General features: G+C 46.3%; 23 protein-coding genes and 1 tRNA gene. 9 read left to right on the top strand and 15 right to left on the bottom strand.

Annotated elements, in window-relative coordinates; all coding sequences use genetic code 11:
- Positions 1–5: 5 nt before the first annotated feature.
- Entirely contained in the window at positions 6–767 is a 762-nt protein-coding gene (modA, locus tag AB7038_RS10175) for a molybdate ABC transporter substrate-binding protein (protein ID WP_368889022.1), read from the bottom strand.
- Between the two features lie 642 nt (positions 768–1,409).
- On the opposite strand from modA, the gene AB7038_RS10180 reads away from it, so the two are divergent.
- The 3 genes from AB7038_RS10180 to AB7038_RS10190 all read left to right on the top strand — a co-directional run bounded on the left by AB7038_RS10180 (position 1,410) and on the right by AB7038_RS10190 (position 3,571).
- Complete coding sequence (locus tag AB7038_RS10180; RefSeq protein ID WP_369453261.1) at positions 1,410–2,219, top strand: helix-turn-helix transcriptional regulator; 810 nt, start codon at positions 1,410–1,412, stop codon at positions 2,217–2,219.
- 99 nt (positions 2,220–2,318) lie between these two features.
- Complete coding sequence (locus AB7038_RS10185) at positions 2,319–3,053, top strand: hypothetical protein (RefSeq protein ID WP_368889024.1); 735 nt, start codon at positions 2,319–2,321, stop codon at positions 3,051–3,053.
- 143 nt (positions 3,054–3,196) lie between these two features.
- On the top strand, positions 3,197–3,571 hold the full coding sequence (locus tag AB7038_RS10190; RefSeq protein ID WP_368889025.1) for a guanylate kinase: 375 nt from the start codon (positions 3,197–3,199) through the stop codon (positions 3,569–3,571).
- Between the two features lie 9 nt (positions 3,572–3,580).
- Here AB7038_RS10190 and AB7038_RS10195 read toward each other — a convergent pair whose 3' ends face one another.
- Positions 3,581–4,321: a cyclase family protein gene (locus AB7038_RS10195; protein ID WP_368889026.1), complete on the bottom strand. Its 741-nt coding sequence runs from the start codon at positions 4,319–4,321 to the stop codon at positions 3,581–3,583.
- Positions 4,322–4,454: 133 nt separating this feature from the next.
- On the opposite strand from AB7038_RS10195, the gene AB7038_RS10200 reads away from it, so the two are divergent.
- Positions 4,455–4,745, top strand: a complete 291-nt coding sequence (locus tag AB7038_RS10200) for a putative quinol monooxygenase (RefSeq protein ID WP_368889027.1) — start codon at positions 4,455–4,457, stop codon at positions 4,743–4,745.
- A 33-nt stretch (positions 4,746–4,778) separates the two neighbouring features.
- On the opposite strand, the gene AB7038_RS10205 is transcribed toward AB7038_RS10200, so the two are convergent.
- Entirely contained in the window at positions 4,779–5,414 is a 636-nt protein-coding gene (locus AB7038_RS10205; protein ID WP_369453262.1) for a glutathione S-transferase family protein, read from the bottom strand.
- Positions 5,415–5,488: 74 nt separating this feature from the next.
- On the bottom strand, positions 5,489–6,427 hold the full coding sequence (locus tag AB7038_RS10210; protein WP_369453263.1) for a LysR family transcriptional regulator: 939 nt from the start codon (positions 6,425–6,427) through the stop codon (positions 5,489–5,491).
- Between the two features lie 114 nt (positions 6,428–6,541).
- Between AB7038_RS10210 and AB7038_RS10215 the strand changes: the two genes are divergently transcribed.
- From AB7038_RS10215 to AB7038_RS10230, 4 genes are all read left to right on the top strand, one after another.
- Positions 6,542–6,994 carry a DMT family transporter gene (locus AB7038_RS10215; protein WP_369453264.1) on the top strand — a complete coding sequence of 151 codons (453 nt, stop codon included), beginning with the start codon at positions 6,542–6,544 and terminating at the stop codon, positions 6,992–6,994.
- Positions 6,994–7,422, top strand: coding sequence for a DMT family transporter (locus tag AB7038_RS10220; RefSeq protein ID WP_369453265.1), 429 nt, complete (start codon positions 6,994–6,996; stop codon positions 7,420–7,422). Before AB7038_RS10215 ends, AB7038_RS10220 begins: the two co-directional genes overlap by 1 nt.
- 79 nt (positions 7,423–7,501) lie before the next feature.
- Entirely contained in the window at positions 7,502–7,810 is a 309-nt protein-coding gene (locus AB7038_RS10225) for an antibiotic biosynthesis monooxygenase family protein (RefSeq protein WP_025152835.1), read from the top strand.
- A gap of 14 nt (positions 7,811–7,824) precedes the next feature.
- A complete protein-coding gene (locus AB7038_RS10230; protein ID WP_368889032.1) occupies positions 7,825–8,520 on the top strand; it encodes an ArsR/SmtB family transcription factor in 696 nt (231 codons plus the stop codon).
- Here AB7038_RS10230 and AB7038_RS10235 read toward each other — a convergent pair whose 3' ends face one another.
- Positions 8,521–8,787: a DUF2798 domain-containing protein gene (locus AB7038_RS10235; RefSeq protein WP_368889033.1), complete on the bottom strand. Its 267-nt coding sequence runs from the start codon at positions 8,785–8,787 to the stop codon at positions 8,521–8,523.
- 302 nt (positions 8,788–9,089) lie between these two features.
- Between AB7038_RS10235 and AB7038_RS10240 the strand changes: the two genes are divergently transcribed.
- The gene (locus AB7038_RS10240; RefSeq protein ID WP_368889034.1) at positions 9,090–9,965 is read left to right on the top strand and encodes a cation diffusion facilitator family transporter; all 876 of its coding nucleotides are present in this window, start codon (positions 9,090–9,092) and stop codon (positions 9,963–9,965) included.
- 247 nt (positions 9,966–10,212) lie between these two features.
- On the opposite strand, the gene AB7038_RS10245 is transcribed toward AB7038_RS10240, so the two are convergent.
- From AB7038_RS10245 to lysS, 10 genes are all read right to left on the bottom strand, one after another.
- The gene (locus AB7038_RS10245; RefSeq protein WP_368889035.1) at positions 10,213–10,593 is read right to left on the bottom strand and encodes a NirD/YgiW/YdeI family stress tolerance protein; all 381 of its coding nucleotides are present in this window, start codon (positions 10,591–10,593) and stop codon (positions 10,213–10,215) included.
- 170 nt (positions 10,594–10,763) lie between these two features.
- Positions 10,764–12,185: a DKNYY domain-containing protein gene (locus AB7038_RS10250; protein WP_368889036.1), complete on the bottom strand. Its 1,422-nt coding sequence runs from the start codon at positions 12,183–12,185 to the stop codon at positions 10,764–10,766.
- Positions 12,186–12,270: 85 nt separating this feature from the next.
- Positions 12,271–12,903 (bottom strand): acrylate utilization transcriptional regulator AcuR, encoded by a 633-nt coding sequence (gene acuR, locus AB7038_RS10255; protein WP_368889037.1) that lies wholly within the window; start codon positions 12,901–12,903, stop codon positions 12,271–12,273.
- A 122-nt stretch (positions 12,904–13,025) separates the two neighbouring features.
- Complete coding sequence (potE, locus tag AB7038_RS10260; protein ID WP_214190377.1) at positions 13,026–14,354, bottom strand: putrescine-ornithine antiporter; 1,329 nt, start codon at positions 14,352–14,354, stop codon at positions 13,026–13,028.
- 63 nt (positions 14,355–14,417) lie between these two features.
- Positions 14,418–16,580, bottom strand: a complete 2,163-nt coding sequence (speF, locus tag AB7038_RS10265) for an ornithine decarboxylase SpeF (RefSeq protein WP_369453266.1) — start codon at positions 16,578–16,580, stop codon at positions 14,418–14,420.
- A gap of 378 nt (positions 16,581–16,958) precedes the next feature.
- Complete coding sequence (speFL, locus tag AB7038_RS10270; RefSeq protein WP_107678959.1) at positions 16,959–17,066, bottom strand: leader peptide SpeFL; 108 nt, start codon at positions 17,064–17,066, stop codon at positions 16,959–16,961.
- Positions 17,067–17,535: 469 nt separating this feature from the next.
- Positions 17,536–17,736: a hypothetical protein gene (locus AB7038_RS10275; protein WP_368889142.1), complete on the bottom strand. Its 201-nt coding sequence runs from the start codon at positions 17,734–17,736 to the stop codon at positions 17,536–17,538.
- 28 nt (positions 17,737–17,764) lie between these two features.
- Complete coding sequence (locus tag AB7038_RS10280; RefSeq protein ID WP_369453267.1) at positions 17,765–18,271, bottom strand: tetratricopeptide repeat protein; 507 nt, start codon at positions 18,269–18,271, stop codon at positions 17,765–17,767.
- Positions 18,272–18,496: 225 nt separating this feature from the next.
- Positions 18,497–18,570 (bottom strand) — tRNA-Gly (locus AB7038_RS10285).
- Positions 18,571–18,674: 104 nt separating this feature from the next.
- A complete protein-coding gene (lysS, locus tag AB7038_RS10290) occupies positions 18,675–20,192 on the bottom strand; it encodes a lysine--tRNA ligase (protein ID WP_072870044.1) in 1,518 nt (505 codons plus the stop codon).
- Positions 20,193–20,197 lie beyond the last annotated feature (5 nt).

The raw sequence follows: 20,197 nt of genomic DNA on the forward strand, positions 1-20,197 counted from the left end.
CGGGATCAGTGCGCATCAGCCGGTCTGACCGGCAGAAAACCATAATCGGTAAAGGCTTTGATCCCTTCCGGAGAGAAAAAATATTCCGCCAGTTGTTTTGCTTCTGCCGGAGATGCACTGGTGCTGAGCACCGCCAGCGTAGCCACCTCTTCAGGGCTGCCTTCCGGTGACGGCAGAATCATCAGTTTATCGCGGTTTTTCATAGCGTCGGCGCGGCCGATAACCGCAGCATCCACCTCACCGTTAAGCAGATACATTGACAGGTGTTTAATTGTGGCCGCCCGGACAATGACTTTTTCCCGCAGTGCATCACCGTAACCGCTGGCATCCAGTAAAACCTCACCGCTGCGGCCCAGTGCAATGGCTTTCGGGTCCCCCATGCCGATACGCAGATTACTTGCGGCAAGATCCGCAATGCTGTTAATTCCGTCTGCTTTATCTTTGCGTACAGCAATCACCGGAATATGCCGGACGATAGGATAACTGTCCGTCACCTGTTTTTCTTTCTGCAGTTTTTCCACATAATCCGCCGATCCCGGGAAAAACAGATCACCCTGCTTTGTCAGTTCAAACCGGGTCAGGATCTGTCCGGAACCGCCATATTCCACCGTTACCGTATTACCGGTCTCTTTTTCAAACTGACTGATCACCTTTTCGATCGGCGGGCGCAGACCGGCACCGGCATACATATGTAACTCAGCGGCCATCGCGGCCGGGACGGAACAACAGAACAGTAATGCAGAGAGCATCAGACGACGGGACGACATAGTAACCTCACTCGCTATATATTTTTTTATATAATGATTAAAAACGGTGAGTGGTGCAAGGGACAGTCATCACGAAACGGCGTATCATCTGTCATGTCAGGTGGCGTTACCCCGCGTGAATAATCCATCATATAAATAATATAGCGATTGACATTCACCCAAAAAATTTAAATCAGCTATATGCAGCATAATAAAAACATAAAATTAAAGGTGATAACATAAATTTTCATAACAGAAACAATCATTACATTTTGTGCAGAGTAATATTCTGTCATTCGCCGGTAACAGCAGTATTATTTAATTCACGCTCAATATACCCATCAATAAAACAGATACAATGATAACGAATTGTATATATACCCCACCATCGAAAACATAATAACAACAAAATAATACCATTTAAGAAACATAATTCATAATGACACTACTTGTTATTCAGTGAAGTTATTCATCATGTAAATAAAATAGCATCCAAACCAATAAATAAAGCCGTTAATGTCATAAAAACCACGTATCAAGTAGAAAAGTCCGACATTAGTTATATAATTATTTATATCGGATGGATTGACACTGTCCCTGTTATTTAATTTCCGAATATTACGCCATATTGTTTACTCTGAGATGCCCATGAACTCATGTACTTTGACATCTGACAATAATAAAGAGATACAGTCTGTTATTGTTGAGCCCGATATTTTCAATATTACCGAACAACAGGAAAAAGGTCTTTACCTTCTGATGTCCGGAAAAATGAAATGGCAGGATTGCATAAACTCATACACCCTTAATGACAATGAAGTTATTTTCTCCAATCAGGGAAGCTATGCATACCAGCATATTTCCGGTGAAATTAACTTATTATGGGTTCCGCTGAACAACCATTTTTTGCGTGATTTTCTTCACCGTTTTTCCGATACTCTCAGCCACCTTCACCGCGTTGCGGACCCGACATCCGGGCTCATTTACTTCCCGCAGTCCGCCATGCTGAAAAACAGTATCAGCGGATTTTATGATGCTTACTGTAATAATGCACCGTCACCGCTGATAAAGCTGAAGCTGGAGGAATTACTATTAATAATCGCCCTCAGTGAGGAAGGCACACGTCTGATGTCGGTACTGCGCCAGCTGAGTAACCGCCAGGCGGAACGTTTACAGACCTTTATGGAAAAACATTATCTGAAAGACTGGAAATTAAATGAATTTTCCAGGGAATTCGGTATGGGCCTGACAACATTCAAAGAGTTGTTCGGTGCGGTATACGGCACATCACCACGGGCATGGATCAGCGAACGGCGGTTATTATTTTCCCACCAGCTTCTGCTCAATACCCAGATGAGTATTGTTGATGTCTCAATGGAAGCCGGGTTCTCAAGTCAGTCGTATTTTACCCAGAGCTACCGCAAGCGTTTCGGATTTACACCCAGCAAAGCCCGGAGTAATCATATAAACTGACGAATAGTGATAAAAACAGAAAACAAAAATAACACCGGAAAAAAACGGGTCTGTTAAGCTGCGTTCCTTTGCTTCACTTTTATTCAGCCAGAGGGATTTATGCTTAATAAAACGACCTGTCATCTTTATCTGTCAGGTGACGAAATATATAACTCAGAAGACGCTTGTAAAGAGAATGATTTATTATCTAAATATCTGACACGTCAGCAGACAGACTATTTAAAAAAAACGGATTGGTTCCGCCGCAGAAAGAAATGGAATATTCCTTTTCAGTATCGTGACCTGACCATGATCAGACAAACAATACAGGCTTATCCTGATAAATGGGATACCTGTTTGTCTGACACCATTATATTATCCGGATCCCGTTACTGGGTGAGCTGGTTATTAAATGAAACTTATGAACACTGGATAAAAGACGCACACCGTAAGCTGTGGGATCTGGAAGAAGAATACAGCCGGAGCCGGATAATAAACAGCCAGCTGTCGGCCCTGTATACACTGTACAGTACATATTATCCGCAACCGGAACAGACAGAGCTGTCAGATATTAAAAACTGCCTCACTGAATCCGCACAGGATCTTTCCCGGACACAGCAGGATATTTATGCTCTCCGCCGGGAAATTCCGTTCACATTGCGTCATTTTATTAATGTATTCCGTGATGTTATTTATCATCATAAACCCTTACCGGATAACGGCATTCCGGACTATTTCCGCACAGCCGTGCAGCTGATTTTGCAGCTGAAAAATAACAATGATGATAATCAGCTGTATCTGTGGCTGAACAACCGCAATATCTGTCTGACGGCAGATAAAATACACTGGTGCTGACAGTACCGGTCAATACACCGGATAAAGGGATAGCAATATCCCTTTTATCTGATTACACATGCCAATAAAAATAAAATAGTGACCACGACGGGAAATAACGCACAAACGGCATTTGCCTGATAACCGCATGAGGATTGATATTTATGTACCGTCACACTGAAACAACTGCTGTTACACCTGTGTTTACCGATGAACGCCGGTTGTTATGGCAGACACTGGAGGCATTCCCTGCCGAAAGTCAGGAATACCGGGATATCTGTGTAAGTTTACTGACTCCGGTGATTTGTGATCTGAAAAAAACAAAACATACCGGACAGATAACCAGAGACTCACTCTTACAGATCCTGTCCCACTATGATGAATACGGCGAACAACAGGAATTTATTTTGTCCCGTCTTTGGCAGTCACTGCCGGAATCATTATCTGACAGTAACCTGAAATCGCTGATTGCCGCCGAGCTCAATCAGCTGCTCTATGTTAATAACCAGCTGACTTTTTCTCAGTTTAATCTCCGCTGACACCCTGCGTTAATCCGGTAAAATCGCAAATGACCGGACCGGGAATCCGCCCGCATTGTCCGGCTTTGCCACGATATTAAAAATCACCGCGCCTTTGGCCGGGACTTTATCAAGATTAGTCAGCAGCTCTATCTGATACGCATCCTGATCCAGCACAAAGTATTCTGCCAGCAACGCACTGTTTTTGCGGAAATCCTGCGCCGAATCGGTATCAAAGGTTTCATGCCCCACGGCACTGATCCCGCGCTCACGAAACAGAAACTCCAGTGCATCCATTCCCCAGCCCGGAATATGGTTGTTGCCTTCCGCATCTTTATTATCCATCAGTGCCTGTGACGGCCAGCGTTTGCTCCAGTCCGTGCGCAGTGCCACAAAACTGCCGCTGTCAATACGCCCGTGAACCTGTTCAAAAGCCAGCACATCGTCTGCGGATAACGCAAAATCCGCATCCTGCTGTGCCCTGGCGGACTGATCAATTACCACCAGCGGCAGCACCAGCTCTTTCAGTTCCAGCTCATGCACAAAGCGCCGTCCCTGCACAAAATGGCACGGCGCATCAATATGAGTGCCGTACTGGCCGGGAAACGTAAACTGCTGGGCAAAAAAGCCGTCGCGGTAATCAAACAGGGTTTTAAACTCCGCCGGTTCAAACATAAAAAAATGCGGTGAATCCGCGTTAAATGCGTGTGTCAGGTCGATCCATTTTTTGGATTTCAACAGATTAATTGCTGCAATTAATGATAATGACATTCTGCCCCCTCAATGTTATACCGGTAGTTGTTGTGATTTATGCTCTGGTTATCAGTCAGAATTTACACGGCTTGCCGGGGAAGTCATTTGCAGATATTTCATGTTGTTGTCCGCACCGGACAAGGGGAACGCGATGTTAAAAGTGATTGCTGAAGATTTTATGCAGCCGGATGCCGTTGAGATCCTGATGCCGATGTATGAAGAACTGGTTGCCGCTACCCGCCGTGAGCCGCTGTGTATCAGTTATGATCTGTTTGTCGATCAGAAAGACCCGGGGCACTTTATTTTTATCGAAACCTGGCCGGATCAGGCCGCGCTGGATGCCCATTGTGCCAGTGAGCACTTCCGCCGCCTGGTACCCGCCATTAATCAATATCAGCGCGCCGAACCGCGTTTTATCCTGATGGACAGCGCCGTTAAGTAACAATCAGGGCGCGTATCCCCCGCCCTTCCTGATTCAGTCGTGGTCGATTTTCGCTTCTTTCGCTGCCGCTTCACACCACTCAATGATGGCAGGATGCGCCAGGATCCGATCAATCCACGCCTGTGCCGCCGCTGAAAACGGCAGCTGATAAGTCCGTGCGCGCAGGGCCACCGGCACATAAAAAGCATCCGCCACGCTGATATTTTCCCCTGCCAGCCAGGGGCCGCCGAACCGGGTTAATCCCTCACACCAGATCTGATCAAGACGCTGACACTCTTTCTGTAATTCCGGCGTCATCTCTGCGGCCGGGCGGCTTTCTGTGCAGTTCAGCGGGCACTCACGGCGCAGCGTGGTAAACCCGGAATGCATTTCTGCCGCGGCAGAGCGCGCCCATGCACGGGCGGTTTTTTCCGCCGGCCAGGTCTGCGGGTGCTCCTCTGCAATATACTCGCAGATTGCCAGAGAATCCCAGACCGTGGTCTCCGCTGTCACCAGGCACGGCACCAGTCCGGACGGGGAAAAACGAAGAAATTTCTCATAACTGCTTCCGCCCGGCACAAAGGTGGCCAGCTGTTCATCAAACGGGATATTCAGGGCTTTCAGTAAAAACCAGGGTCTCAGCGACCAGGAAGAGTAATTTTTATTGGCGATCCACAATTGCAGAGACATATAACCCCTCTCAGTGAGATTAAAATAAATGATATAAACAGCAGGCTGATTACCTTACCCAATGTAGCCGGTTTTTATTCCGCTGCCTTAAAAAAGGATAAATCCTGTTCATATTCTTTCTGATAGTGCCCTTCCGTACCCAGCGTATCCTGCAAAAAATGTAAGAATGCGGAGACTTTTTTCGGCAGATATTCCCGATCCGGATAAACCGCATAGATATGATGCAGCGGCAGCGGGTATTCCGGCAGCAGCGGGATCAACCGCCCGGCACGGATATCCGGTGCGGCGATAAACTGCGGCAGCTGGCAGATCCCCGTTCCCTGTAAAACAGCCTGATGCAGCGCCAGACTGTTGTTGGCGCGCAATGTCCCCTGCGGGGTAAAACGCACGACATCTCCCCGGTGCAGAAACGCCCACGACTGACCGGCCTGAAAATAGCTGTAAAACAGGCAGTTATGAGATTTCAGGTCAGTCAGATCCTGAGGTGTACCGTGTCGTGCCAGATAGGCGGGAGACGCGCACAACACACTGCGGCAGGGAGATAACACACGGGCAATCAGCGAGGAATCCTGTAATTCACCGATGCGGACAGCCAGATCAAACCCTTCACCGACCAAATCTGTCAGTTTGTCATCAAACACCAGTTCCGCCTGTAATGACGGCCAGCGCTGTAAAAATTCAGGCATTATGTTGGCCAGATGCAGACTGCCGAACACCGCCGGGGCACTGATTTTCAGTGTGCCGTCAACCTCACGGCTGTAATGTGACAATGCATCCTGCCCGTCCAGCACGGCCTGATGGGCTTTCTTCAGATAGGCGTAATAAAGCTGCCCGGCTTCAGTCAGCTGCAAATGGCGCGTGGTACGGGTGACCAGCCGGATGCCGGTTTGTGTTTCCAGCGCCGCCAGTTTTTTACTGACCGCCGACTTGGTCATGTGCAGATACTCTGCCGCTTTTGTCAGGCTCCCCTGCTCGGTGATCGCAATAAACACCGGTAACAGCGAAAAATCCATAGCACCCTCTTCATTGTCAACTCACAGGAAACTCTGTTTTTCTGTTTATAGCGTTTATTCCGGGCACCGGCAATCTCTATACTCTCTCCGTCCGCAATAACGTGAAAAATGACAATGAAAAAAGAGATCCTGTTACCACTGGTTGCTTTACTTTCCGGGGTATTACTCACCCTGATGATTATGAGCAACAGCTATTTATCCACCTTTACTTCCCCGCTGCACGCCTCCTGGCTGACACACGGTATCGGCGCTGTGGTTGCCCTGATTATCTGGCTGACAGTGAAAAAACACCTGCCGTCACGCCGCGCCGGCACAAGAATACCGCTGTGGTGCTATCTCGGCGGGATACCCGGTGCGTTTACCGTACTGCTGGCGGCGATCACCGTTAACAGTCCGCTATCACTCTCCGGCTCGATTGTGCTGATGCTTGCGGGGCAGATAGCGACAGGGCTGATTATCGACCATTTTGGTCTGATGGGACTGACACGGCGCAAAGCAACAGGCCGTGACGGGCTGACGCTGCTGCTGTTATTCAGCGGCTGTATGTTGATCATTGCAGGAAAATAATGATGTTACTGTTTTATATTACTATCGCGCTGACAAATGGCATTTGTATTATTTTCAGCCGCAGCATCAACGGAAGATTATCTCAGAGCAGTAATGCGTTTTATGCCTCACTGGTTAATCATATTGCCGGTTTTATCTTTCTGAGTGTGGTTGTTTTGTTTTACCTGCCGCAGTTCCCCGTCACACTGAGTAATATTCCGCTGATCGCATTCACCGGCGGGATTATCGGTGCCTGTTTCGTGGTGATAAACAGTTATATTCTGCCGCTGCTCGGCGCCACACTGACCACCATTCTGGCTATCTGCGGCCAGGTATTATCCGGCTTTATTATCGATATCCTACAACACGGCATGCCGTCACATCCGGTGATGCAGATAACCGGCGTGGTCTTAATCCTGCTGGCAATTGCGGTTCGCTACCGGACGTAATTTTTCTTATTTCGTTACTCAGCGAAGTGTTTTCTCTGTGCTTCCGTTATGATTAGCCGGACTGCATAAGGAGAACCCCATGTTTGCTGTAATTTTTGAAGTGACTATGCCGGAAGACAAGCAATCCCGCTACCTGGATATCGCCGCCGGGCTGCGCCCGTTGCTCAGTGAGGCTGAGGGCTTTATCTCCATTGAACGTTTTGCCAGCCTGAGCACGCCCGGCAAATTATTATCGCTCTCATTATGGGAAGACGAAGCCTCTCTGCTGAAATGGAAACAAAACCTGCAGCACCGGCAGGCTCAGGAAGAAGGTAAAGCGGATATTTTCTCTTTTTACCGCATCCGTATTGCTGAAATCACCCGTGAATATGATTTCGGGCAGGAATAATCGGCGGAGCTGATATGTCAGAAGAACACACACCTGAGTTAGAAACCGCGCTCGCCGGTGTGGCTGCCGCACTGGCTGATCCGTCCCGCATCCGCATGCTCTGCGCCCTGATGGACGGCAGAGCCTGGACAGCAACTGAACTGAGCATTGCCGCTGATATCAGTGCCTCCACCACCAGTGCGCATCTGGCAAAACTGGTCGCCGGAAAGCTGATCATCTGTATTCCGCAGGGGCGTCACCGCTATTATCAGCTGGCCGGATTAAACGTGGCCGAAATCATCGAAAAAATGATGAATCTTACCGGTATCCCGGTGACGGCTGCCATCCGCAAATCCTCCGCCCCGCCGCATTTACGGCAGGCCAGAACCTGTTATGACCATCTGGCCGGGGAAACAGCAGTCGCGGTGTATGATGCGATGCAGGAAAAAGGCTGGATAACCGCTGATGGTTCAGCGCTGACGGTATCAGGCGAATCTGCACTGACCGCCCTCGGACTACCTGCCGCCCGCACCGTAAAACGGGTTTTCTGCTGCGGCTGTCTGGACTGGAGCGAACGCCGGTTTCATCTCGGCGGCTATCTGGGCGCCGCCCTGTTCGCCCATTATGAGCAACAGGGCTGGCTGATCCGCACACCCGGATACCGGGAAGTGACAATTACCGGAAAAGGGAAAAAACACTTCCGGCAATGGTTAGGGATTCAGATCCCGTGATTATGAACTTCTGACCAGTAATAACGATAATTTGCGGGCGAATGGCAGAACAAATAAGACGGTCGGAAATGCAATAGCCCACGATATTCCCCATGATGTCAGCCACGGGGAAACCAGCAGCCACGAGAACCCCAGCGCCTTGACGGTACTGATAAACGAAACAATACCACTCATGACCAGTGATAAGAAAAAAGGAACCAGGAAGATTAACGCGCGCTGAGGCAGCTTCGGAAAACCTGAAATATAGTTTTTGTTCTGAAAAGACATAAACGACTCCGTATAGTGACGACACAACAACACATAACCGTTGTAATGCACAAAGTTACATGCGTTGATTAACGTAAACGCTTACGGGTCAGAGAATTGACCTTTGATGGCGCTATTCTATGAATCTGAGTGCATTTGTCAAATGCAATTCATTCTCAATAACCTAATATCCTTGTACGTACCGAAAAATCAAAAATAATCAGCATAAGAGCATTGTGATTTACCGCCCTGAACCGATCAGATTTTACTATTATTCTGTGACCAGTCAGATCGGAAGACCGGAAAACAGCAGGAGAAACCCCATGAGTGATAAACATGAGCACGGTGATATAAAATCACTACCGGAATCACGGTTACGTATTGCGTTTGCATTAACATTTTCTTTTATGCTGGTGGAGTTCATCGGCGGTTACCTTACGGGCAGCCTGGCTCTTATTTCTGATGCCATGCATATGATGACAGATGCTTTTGCATTATTGCTGGCACTCATTGCTATCCGTGCAGGAAAAAAAGCCGCCGATTATCTTAAAACTTATGGTTATGTTCGTTTCGAAATTCTTGCTGCCATGCTGAACGCCGTTATTTTGCTGGCGGTTGCTTTCTATGTGTTATACGAGGCTTACCGCCGGATTTCAGCAACACCGGATATTCAGTCTGCCGGTATGCTTATTGTTGCGTCGGCCGGCCTTGCCGTTAATCTGATTGCTATGCAGCTACTGAAAAACAGTAAAGATGACAGCCTGAATGTAAAAGGTGCGTATCTTGAAGTCTGGGCCGATATGCTGGGTTCCGTCGGTGTTATTATCGGTGCGGTAATTATCTGGCTGACAGGCTGGTTAATTGTCGATTCAGTTATTGCAGTCCTTATCGGTTTTATGGTTTTCCCGAGAACCTGGATTTTATTAAAATCCTGCATCAATATTCTGTTACAGGGCACACCTGAAAATATTCGCATCAGCGATATTACTGATGAAATAAATAAATATGACGAGATTGTCAGTGCCCATAATGTTCATTTATGGGCATTAACACAAAGCAACTATGTACTGACTGCTCACCTTATCTATAAAAAAGATGCTGACCATAATACTATCCGCAAATTACTAACGGATAGTATTCACAGTAAATTTAATATTGATAACATCACCTTCCAAATGGAACAGGAGAAGCCTGAATGAGCACAGTTATTTAAAAAAAGGCCATAATACTGCTGATGCTGTCCGCTATCTGAGAGACTGTACCGGATTGGGAAACAATCCGGTTATAAAACTGAAAAAGAACATCACGATAAATAACAGCAACAATAATCAGAGCTAAAAAGAATGAATATCGGAAAAGATTAATCAGGATTTTCATGTTTTTTCCTTTTTTAATATTTTCTCCTGATGATTAAGGCTGCATATTCCGCAGCCTTAACCGGGGGCATCACTCAGCCGGATAGATTTTTTCTGCATTAATTTCATGATCAATCAAATGGTTATCAATCCGGCCTTCAATACGAATTTTAGTATCGGGAGATACAATGAGTCCGTTCCATTTATCTTTATCAATTTTTACACGGGTAATACCGGAGTCATCTTTAAATTCATACAGATTGTGGCTGATATTCCTGATAATAAAACCTTCGATAATTACTCTGCTGTCATCCGGCTGATTATTTGCATATGAAACACTGACAACCTGTGCCGTCTGTGAAGCAAACCCGCCGCCTGCCGACTGATTGTTATGATTCACGTTTGCCAACACGTTAGCTGATAAACCAAATACCGCGCCGCCAAGCAATCCTGCTAATAATAACTTTTTCATAATCCCTCCGGGATATCGTATTAGATGGATAAAGTTACTTTTGGTGGTTAATTTTAACGGGTACTTTTTGTATCTGATTAAAGTATAAGTATGGAGTAAGCTCCAGAGTCAATATTATCCGGCTGTATTTACTCAACTATACAGATTACCCGGAAATACATAATTGCGGATTAATCATCTCCGGAAAAATTCAGGAAACTGAACATACTCTCTTTATAACGGGTGGTGGCTTTCAGAATTTCTGTACCGGAAATATCCTGCAAACGCCCGTCATGTGCCATTTTCCGGAGATCATCCACCCGGAGGTCATCACTCAGTAACGCGCGCAGGGTTATATCATCCGGAATCAAATAGATTGGCCCGCGCATAAGTTGTGATGCTCCCAGCCGGTCAAAATAATAATATTGCCCGCCTTTCTGCCAGACTTCCCCGTAATGGTGAGAGGTAATATCGCCGACTTTCACCCAGTTATCCGCTGTATTATCATCAAGACGATAAAGTATCGTACTGCGGGAAATCAGCCCCGGTGATTTCCGGCCGCCCCATGATTCCGCCCCCCGCAAATACCGGGTTTCATTACCGCAGGTGAAAATCAGCGGTGATATTTCCTGACAGCGATCCTGCAACGGCGGGTTATCACCGGCGCGGCGGATTTTTTCTTTTTTCCGGTCATAAAAGTAAACGCCCTGCCGGGATAAAAACAGCCCCTGATTAACATGCTGACCATAGTAACTGATCACGCGGTAAGGCGCATATTCCGGCGGGAATACGATATTATTCATGGCTGCCTGACCGGTTTGCGGATCAAATAAATAGGCTTCCTGAAATAAATTACCGAGGTAAAAACCATACAGTGATTCTGTATCTTTCAGCGGCAATAAATGGTGCTGATAATAAACATGTTCCCCGTCGTGATAAAATACCCTGCTCTCACGCACTGATTTATCATCCTGCCGGACAGACACAGGGCGTAATATCGCCGGGTTTGCCCCCGGCATTAATTTACCGTCAAAGAAAACCTGTTCTCCGTTACTGATAAGACCGGAATCCGGTAATATCCGGTAAGGCGTGACTGACGGTGGCAACGGTTGCTGCGGATAATAGTAAGTCTGCGGCTTATCACTCAGCCCCCAGCCGTAACGCCATTCCTGATACAGTTCCTGCAGACCGGACAGTTCATTATTTATCCGGGTATACGGGGCACAGAAAACCGTATTTTTACCATCGGTAAAATAGCCATTCCCGATGGTGACCGCCGTCTGAGGATTAAAATCCGCAACGGGAAGATTACCGCACCAGGCGTGATATTTATCGGCTGCAAATTGCCGGCCATTATGGTTGTTATTGTCAGGCAATAATCTGAAACTGTCCGGATCCGCACCGGGGATTAAAAAATACCCGTCAGACGGAACAGCGGCATAAACCCGGCCGTCATACAATGTGAAAACGGAGTGCCCGAATGGTTTCCCGTTCCGGTCAATATCGTAATACGGTGTTTTATCCATGGCCAGAATGACCCCGGATATAAACAGGACAGAGACCAGCATAATGCCGGACATAATGATAAAAACAAGGCGTTTACGGGCTTTCATAGGATGGAGATAGTATCCGAAAGCATTGCCGTCTGCTATCAGAGAAAACCATTTTTCAGCCCGGAGTTATCATCTTTTCCGGCTGTTATGCCAGTATCTGGTTTATGAAAATAGTAATAAACAGATCCAGAGGTTCACTATTGCGGGTCAGTTTCGCACGCATTACCGCCCCTTCCCAGCCGGCCCAGAAAAAGACCGCCATCTGCCTGCAATCAATATTTCCGGAAATAAGACTTTGTGCCTGTGCTTCCAGAAGGCAATCTTCCACTTTCTTTTGCCAGCCGGTAATAATGTCATTAAGTAATTCGCAATACCCCGCCGGCAGACTGACAACTTCCTGCCCGAGATTACCGATCAGGCACCCGCGCTGCCAGTGGTATTTTTCCATTCCGGATTTGGCAATCCTGCAAAATGTCAGTAATCTTTCCGGTGGCGGCAATGTGGTATCAGACAAACATTTATCCAGCAGATGAGAAAAACAGCGGTCATAATGACGTATTACTTTCACACCAAAATTTTCTTTACTGCCAAAGTAATAATAAAAAGATCCCTTCGGAATACCTGCTTTTGTTAATATTCTGCTGATATCCGACGTCATATATCCTGTTTCGGTAAACACTTCCGTACCGCTGCGGACCAATATTTCTTTTACATCGGTACCTGCATCATGGTTTTTTGGCGGTCGTCCCCGTTTCGGCTTTGTCATTATTGCTGTCATTACGTTTTATCTCTGTTATGCGGAATATACAGGTTGCTGTTCGTATACATTCCGGCTGTTTCGCTGCAGGAAAAAATCCTCCCGCCGTTACTTCACGGGAGGACCCCACCGGAGAGTGTTCGTTATTTCATCATTACGTCCTGGTTTTGTTTCATTTCAAACCGCGGGGAAACAAAACCATACAGTGTCCAGCCGAGGAAGGTGGCAAGCGCCCCCCACATCACAGCATCTTCACCGGATGAATACAGCGCATAGAAACTATAAGCAGCACCGATAAATGCAATCACATTGCCTGTCCGTGCTTTCTTAGGATCCACATTGGCGACTTTCTGCAGAATAATCATGGCAGCCATGGAAAGGATATAAGGGATAATGTTGGTAACAACCGCCAGGTTAACCAGCACATTGAACTGTTTATTCAGTGACGGGCTGATGGTCATCAGCGACAGTGCAGACTGAATAATAACAATAACCAGCATACCTTTTACCGGGGCATCCGCTTTGGTAACAGCAGAAAAGATTTTCGGGAAATAACCGGAATCGGATGATGATTTAAATACCTGCGCAATGGTGAACTGCCAGCCTAATAATGAACCGCAGCAGGACATAATCATCAGCGCCATAACAACCTTACCTACCCCCGGCGTAAACATTTGTGAGAATGCCAGGCCAAACGGCGCAGTAGAGTTTGCCAGATCCATATTCGGTACAATACCGGCGATGACGTTTGTTGATACGATATAAATAACCGCTGCACCTAATGTTCCGCCCAATACCGCTATCGGCACATTTTTCTCAGGATTATCAACCGCCTCACTGTTAGCACATGCTGACTCCATTCCTAAAAATGCCCATAATGTCATCGCAATAGAGGAACCGACCGCCTCAAAAAGCGGAAAATTATGCGGGTTCCAGGAATTAACATACAGTTCAGGGCTGAACCACCACCAGCCGATAACCGAAATACCAACAACCGGAATAATAACCCCCCAGACAGTCACACTGCTGATCCGTCCGGTGATCCGTGCGCCGCCGAAGTTTGCCACCGTACAAATCCACAACACAACAATTGTGGCAATACAGATACCCAGCGGCGTCATCGCCGCATCCATCAGTTCAGCGCCATAACCGACAGCTGAAATCGCGATCGCAACGTTTGCAATCAGCAGAGAAACACCATAGGTATAATTCGCCATAAAGTTACCGGATTTACCGAATGCGTATTCCGCGTAACCCCCCATCCCTCCGCTGCGGCGGCTGTACATACCACACTTGGCAAATGCATAAGCCAGTGCCATAGAGCCGACAGCGGTCACAAGCCATGACAGAATAGAAACCGTCCCCACTTCCGCCAGTTTTGTCGGCAGCATAATGATGCCGGATCCCATCATATTCACTGCGGTTAATATAGTGAGCTGTAATACGCTCATTTTATTCTTTGAAGCACTCATCATATTTCTCCCCGGCTGACGGAGCACGCTCATCCGCACTCCGTCATGCACGAATTAACGAACTCAGTGTTTAATTACATAGCCGTATGCCCGCTGACGGCCATCTTCATCACAGCGGATATACACACCCTGTAATTCCGGTGAGAATCCCGGGAAGAGGTTAATCCCCTCCTCGAGCGCCAGAAAATATTGCTGCACGGAGCCGCCCCAGATTTCCCCCGGAACCACACACAGAACCCCCGGCGGATAAGGCAGAGCACCTTCAGCCGCAATACGACCTTCAATCTGATCCACCGCAACCAGTTCCGCATTACCGCGTACAAACGCAATATTCGCTGCCTGCGGTAACATGCTGACCTGCGGGAAGTGTGATTTGCGGAACATCTCTTTCTGGAGTTGTTTCACATTAAACTTCACATACATATCATGCATTTCCTGACATAACTGACGGATGGTATACCCCTGATAACGGGCTTCATGTGCATGATATACAGACGGCAGTACCTCTTTCAGAGGCGCATCCTGTTCCAGCAATTGCTCAAAACGGGCAATCTGAGCCACCAGATGCTGCATTTTTGCCATGCTTTCAGCAGGTGTCAGCAGGAACAAAATGGAGTTGAGATCGCATTTTTCAGGAATGATATTATTTTCACGCAGATAGTTAGCCAGAATCGTTGCCGGCACACCGAACGCTTCATAATTACCGGTTTTGGCATCAATACCCGGCGTTGTCAGCAGTAATTTGCACGGATCAACAAAATACTGATTTTCTTCATATCCTTCAAAGGCATGCCAGCGCTCACCCGGCACAAAATTGAAGAACCGGAGATCATTGGCAATCACATCAGTCTCAAAATCGCCCCATGAACGGCCGTCAATAGTTTCCGGAATGAACGGACGGATATGCTGACAGGATTTGAGCAGCAACTTACGGGTTTCAATCCCGGTTTTCACGCAATCCATCCATAAACGCTTACCCGATTTCCCTTCATGCATTTTGGCGTTCACATCCAGAGCGGCAAACAGCGGATAGAACGGGCTGGTGGAGGCATGCATCATAAAGGCATTGTTCAGACGCTTATGATTCACATAACGGCTCTGACCTTTAATATGACTGTCTTTTTTATGGATCTGAGATGTCTGAGAAAAGCCGGCCTGTTGTTTATGGACAGATTGTGTGACCAGAATTCCGGGATCATTTTCATTCAGCTCCAGCAAAAGCGGAGAACAATCTTTCATCATCGGAATAAACTGTTCATAACCAACCCAGGCGGAATCAAATAAAATGTAGTCACATAAATGACCGATTTTATCGACAACCTGACGTGCGTTATAAATTGTGCCGTCATATGTACCCAGCTGAATTACGGCCAGGCGGAACGGACGTTTTTCACCGGTTCGTTCAGGTGCGACTTCTTTAATTAAGCCGCGAAGATAATTTTCCTCAAAACAGTGGGCATCAATCCCGCCGATAAATCCGAACGGGTTGCGGGCCGCTTCCAGATAAACCGGTGTTGCCCCCGCCTGTATTAATGCGCCATGATGATTTGATTTGTGGTTGTTACGATCGAATAATACCAGGTCACCCGGAGCGAGTAAGGCATTAAGCACCACTTTATTTGAAGACGACGTACCATTAAGGACGAAATAGGTTTTATCCGCGTTAAAGACTTTCGCCGCATGCTGTTGTGCCGCGCACGGCGCCCCTTCATGAATCAGCAGATCCCCCATGGAGACATCCGCATTACATAAATCAGAACGGAATAAATTTTCGCCGAAATATTCAGCAAACTGGTTACCCAGCGGGTGACGGCGGAAAAACTCCCCGCCCTGATGACCGGGACAATCAAAAGCGGAATTACCCTGCTCAACATACTTTTTCAGACTGCCGAAAAATGGCGGCAACAGACTTTCTTCATATTTCAGCGCCGCTGTTTCCAGTTGTTTACTGTATAACTCACCGTTCTTTTTATTTAAATCAATCACGCCGGTTAACCGTGTAATGACATCTGCCGGAATGACTTCATGATCACTGATTACAGCGAAAACCGGTTGTTCAAAACTGTGCTGCTCAATAAAATCCAGCTTTCCGTCGCGGATATCATCAAGTGAAATAACGATGACAGCAACATCAGTAAAATCTGTATTCAGGATATCCACACATTCCCGGTGTGTTGAAATATAGCCGGACATATCATAGCTGACAGCTACTTTATAACTTTTCATTTTCATACCTTTTATTTTTGGCAAAAAATTCCCGCTGAAATATTCAGAAAAAATATTTCAGTTATTTATTTTCATAAATGCGAGTTTGTTCCCTCAATATAATATTGAGTTAAAAAATCACATTTCTCTTTATGCCATTACGTATGCCAAAACAATATTCAGGACTGACGATTTTCACTATCTCAGCAAGGGCTTTTTTGCCGCAGCCGGGAATGACGAAAACGGTTTACCTGCACATTGATATGCATGAAAGCCAGAGTATGAATTATCAATCAGAATTCAGTATATCCACACATAAATGCGGGATATAATGAGAAAGAGGTCGACGATCCATACGATGGCAATATGCAGACAACGTCATGGATGTCAGTAGAGGGACTACCTTTGTGCATTAAAACGATTAAAATCAAAACACGAACGATGTGAGAACATCATAAGGTGTGTGACACGTCTTATATGCGGCCAAAATCGGTTATTGTTTTCCATTTTTGCACCTGTTTAAAATTAAGACTATCTGACGAACAATTATTAATATAACCAAGTATAAATACCATACCGTGACACACATCAAAATAATAATCCTAAAAATAGATTTTACCAATATTACTTAGTATAAAAATACATTTTGTTAATACTGTGTTGTGTATATTATTGGCGTAAATTAAAAAAACAAATACATATTTAATATAGTTACTACGTCTATATTATAGATAATAACCAACCCTCTGATAATATAGTGAGTCGGTCTATAATCATTATTTGAAAGATAATAAAAATAACCCCTGTATATATATTTAGTCAAATCGCACTAATAGTTTAATTTTAAATTAAGGTGTAATAACAGTAAATTATAGATAATATTATTTTATGACAGGGAAACCCGTAAAATTAACAAGGTGTTATTTTTGAATAATTATTCATTGAACCGACAATCGTCGCTGTGGTAAATCAGATGTTATCTGAGAGAGCGGATAACGGGCGTGTCATTACTGAACGGATTCACGAGGCTGGCTATCAGACCAAAGCCGGTAAAGTGCGGGACAAGGATATTGCCGGGAAATTGAATTAAATTATAGAATCCGGCGATTTCAGAACACGCCCGGCGGTGTTCTGTGACGGCTTCATCACTGACTGAGGCAGCAGCGGCACAGTACATCAGACTCCGCAAACATAGAACACGACATTCATTTATCCTGAATTTGTTTTTTTAAATTACATCCCACAAAAGACCCGGATTCACACGCCTTGCCATACCACTCTTTCGCTTTTAGTTTATTTTTCGGGAAAAAAGAACCACCTGTGGAATATAAATCCCCAAGGCTTATTTGTGCCCTTACATTTCCCTGTTCAGCCGCTTTTTCGTACCATTTTTTTGCAAGAAAATAATTTTTCTGAACACCCGTTCCTGAATAATAGAAATCTCCCGCCTGTATCTGTGCGGTTAAATTTCCCTGCATTCCTGCTTTTTTATACCAGAAAAGTGCCTGAGCCGGAAACGCAAAAGCGCCATTACCTTCATAATATATATCACCTATTTTTTGTTGAGCAATCGGGTCTCCTTTTTGAGCTTCCGGAAGCAACAGGACGTATTCAGGCTTACTCCTGATTTCCGATAACATAGCGTCATAATCTATATTAGCGAAAGATTCAAACACAATAAAATAAAGAAATAACCCTGTGAAAATTTTCATATTCTGCCTGTTCATCTGTTTTATCCCGACGGCATAACGTCACGGAATACCCGGTGAGTGAAACGGTAGCGCCGGAGAAACGATTTCATCCTATACGCATTACTATACATAAAGATGTATAGATTCCAAAAGACGACGGCAGACCTCAGAAAACAGCAATTTTGCTGCAAGGCTTGGTTTTTACAGGGAGTTGAAAACGTAAGAAGATATTCAGAAGGATTTGAATGGAGCGGGCGAAGGGAATCGAACCCTCGTATAGAGCTTGGGAAGCTCTCGTTCTGCCATTGAACTACGCCCGCGTCGGGATGTGTGAGATTATACGCCGGTCATCTTGTTTATCAAGAGGATAGTAAAAAAAAAGCCCCACAAACTTGTGAGGCTCCGAATTCATTTACTGCGGTAATTATTTGCCCGGACGCATTGCAGGGAACAGGATTACGTCGCGGATGGTGTGGCTGTCAGTAAACAGCATAACCATACGGTCGATTCCGATACCCAGACCCGCTGTCGGCGGCAGACCGTGCTCCAGCGCGACAACATAGTCTTCGTCGTAGAACATCGCTTCATCATCACCGGCGTCTTTCTGGCGGACCTGCTCGGCAAAACGTTCTGCCTGATCTTCCGCATCGTTCAGCTCGGAGAAACCGTTACCAATTTCACGGCCACCGATAAAGAATTCAAAGCGGTCAGTAATAAACGGATTGTCGTCATTACGACGCGCCAGCGGAGAGACTTCTGCCGGATATTCAATGATGAATGTCGGCTGGATCAGATGGCTTTCTGCCACTTCCTCGAAGATTTCACACTGTACACGGCCCAGACCCCATGATTTTTCAATTTTGATATTCAGGGATTTTGCGATAGCAACCGCTTTATCCATATCATCCAGATCTGCCATGTTGGTTTCCGGACGATATTTGCAGATTGCTTCTTTCATGGTGAGTTTAGCAAACGGTTTGCCGAAATCGAATTCCTGGTCACCGTATTTCACAACCGGGTTACCCAGCACATCCTGCGCGATGGTGCGGAACAGCTCTTCGGTCAGCGCAATCAGGTCTTTATAATCGGCATACGCCATATAAAGTTCCATCATGGTGAATTCAGGGTTGTGACGCGGAGAAACCCCTTCGTTACGGAAGTTACGGTTGATTTCAAACACACGCTCAAAACCACCGACCACCAGACGCTTCAGATACAGTTCCGGCGCAATACGCAGATACATATCGATATCCAGCGCATTGTGATGGGTAACAAACGGACGCGCACTTGCCCCGCCCGGAATGACCTGCATCATCGGGGTTTCCACTTCCATAAACCCTTTGTTCACCATGAATTTACGGATTTCAGCCAGAATACGTGAACGCACCGCAAAGGTATGACGGGATTCATCGTTGGCAATCAGATCCAGATAACGCTGGCGGTAGCGGGTTTCCTGGTCATTCAGACCGTGGAATTTATCCGGTAACGGACGCAGTGCTTTGGTCAGCAGACGGACTTCGGTACAGTGAACAGTCAGCTCACCGGTTTTGGTTTTAAATAACTTACCGCGCGCCGCGAGGATATCGCCCAGATCCCATTTTTTAAAGGATTCGTTGTACACACCTTCCGCCAGATCATCACGGGAAACGTAAATCTGAATACGGCCCGCCGTGTCCTGTAAGGTGGCAAAAGAGGCTTTACCCATGATACGGCGGGTCATCATACGGCCGGCAATCGCGACTTCGATATTCAGGGCTTCCAGCTCTTCCGCGCTTTTTTCGCCATATTTCTCATGCAGCTCACCGGATACCGCGTCACGGCGGAAATCATTCGGGAATGCAACGGCTTCTTTTTCACGCAGCAGTGCCAGTTTTTCACGGCGTGTTTTTAATTCGTTATTTAAATCAGGTGCCTGCTCAGCACTGTGTTGGTCTTGTGACATTTTTA

This window comes from Morganella morganii, assembly GCF_041099235.1.
Taxonomy (GTDB): domain Bacteria; phylum Pseudomonadota; class Gammaproteobacteria; order Enterobacterales; family Enterobacteriaceae; genus Morganella; species Morganella morganii_E.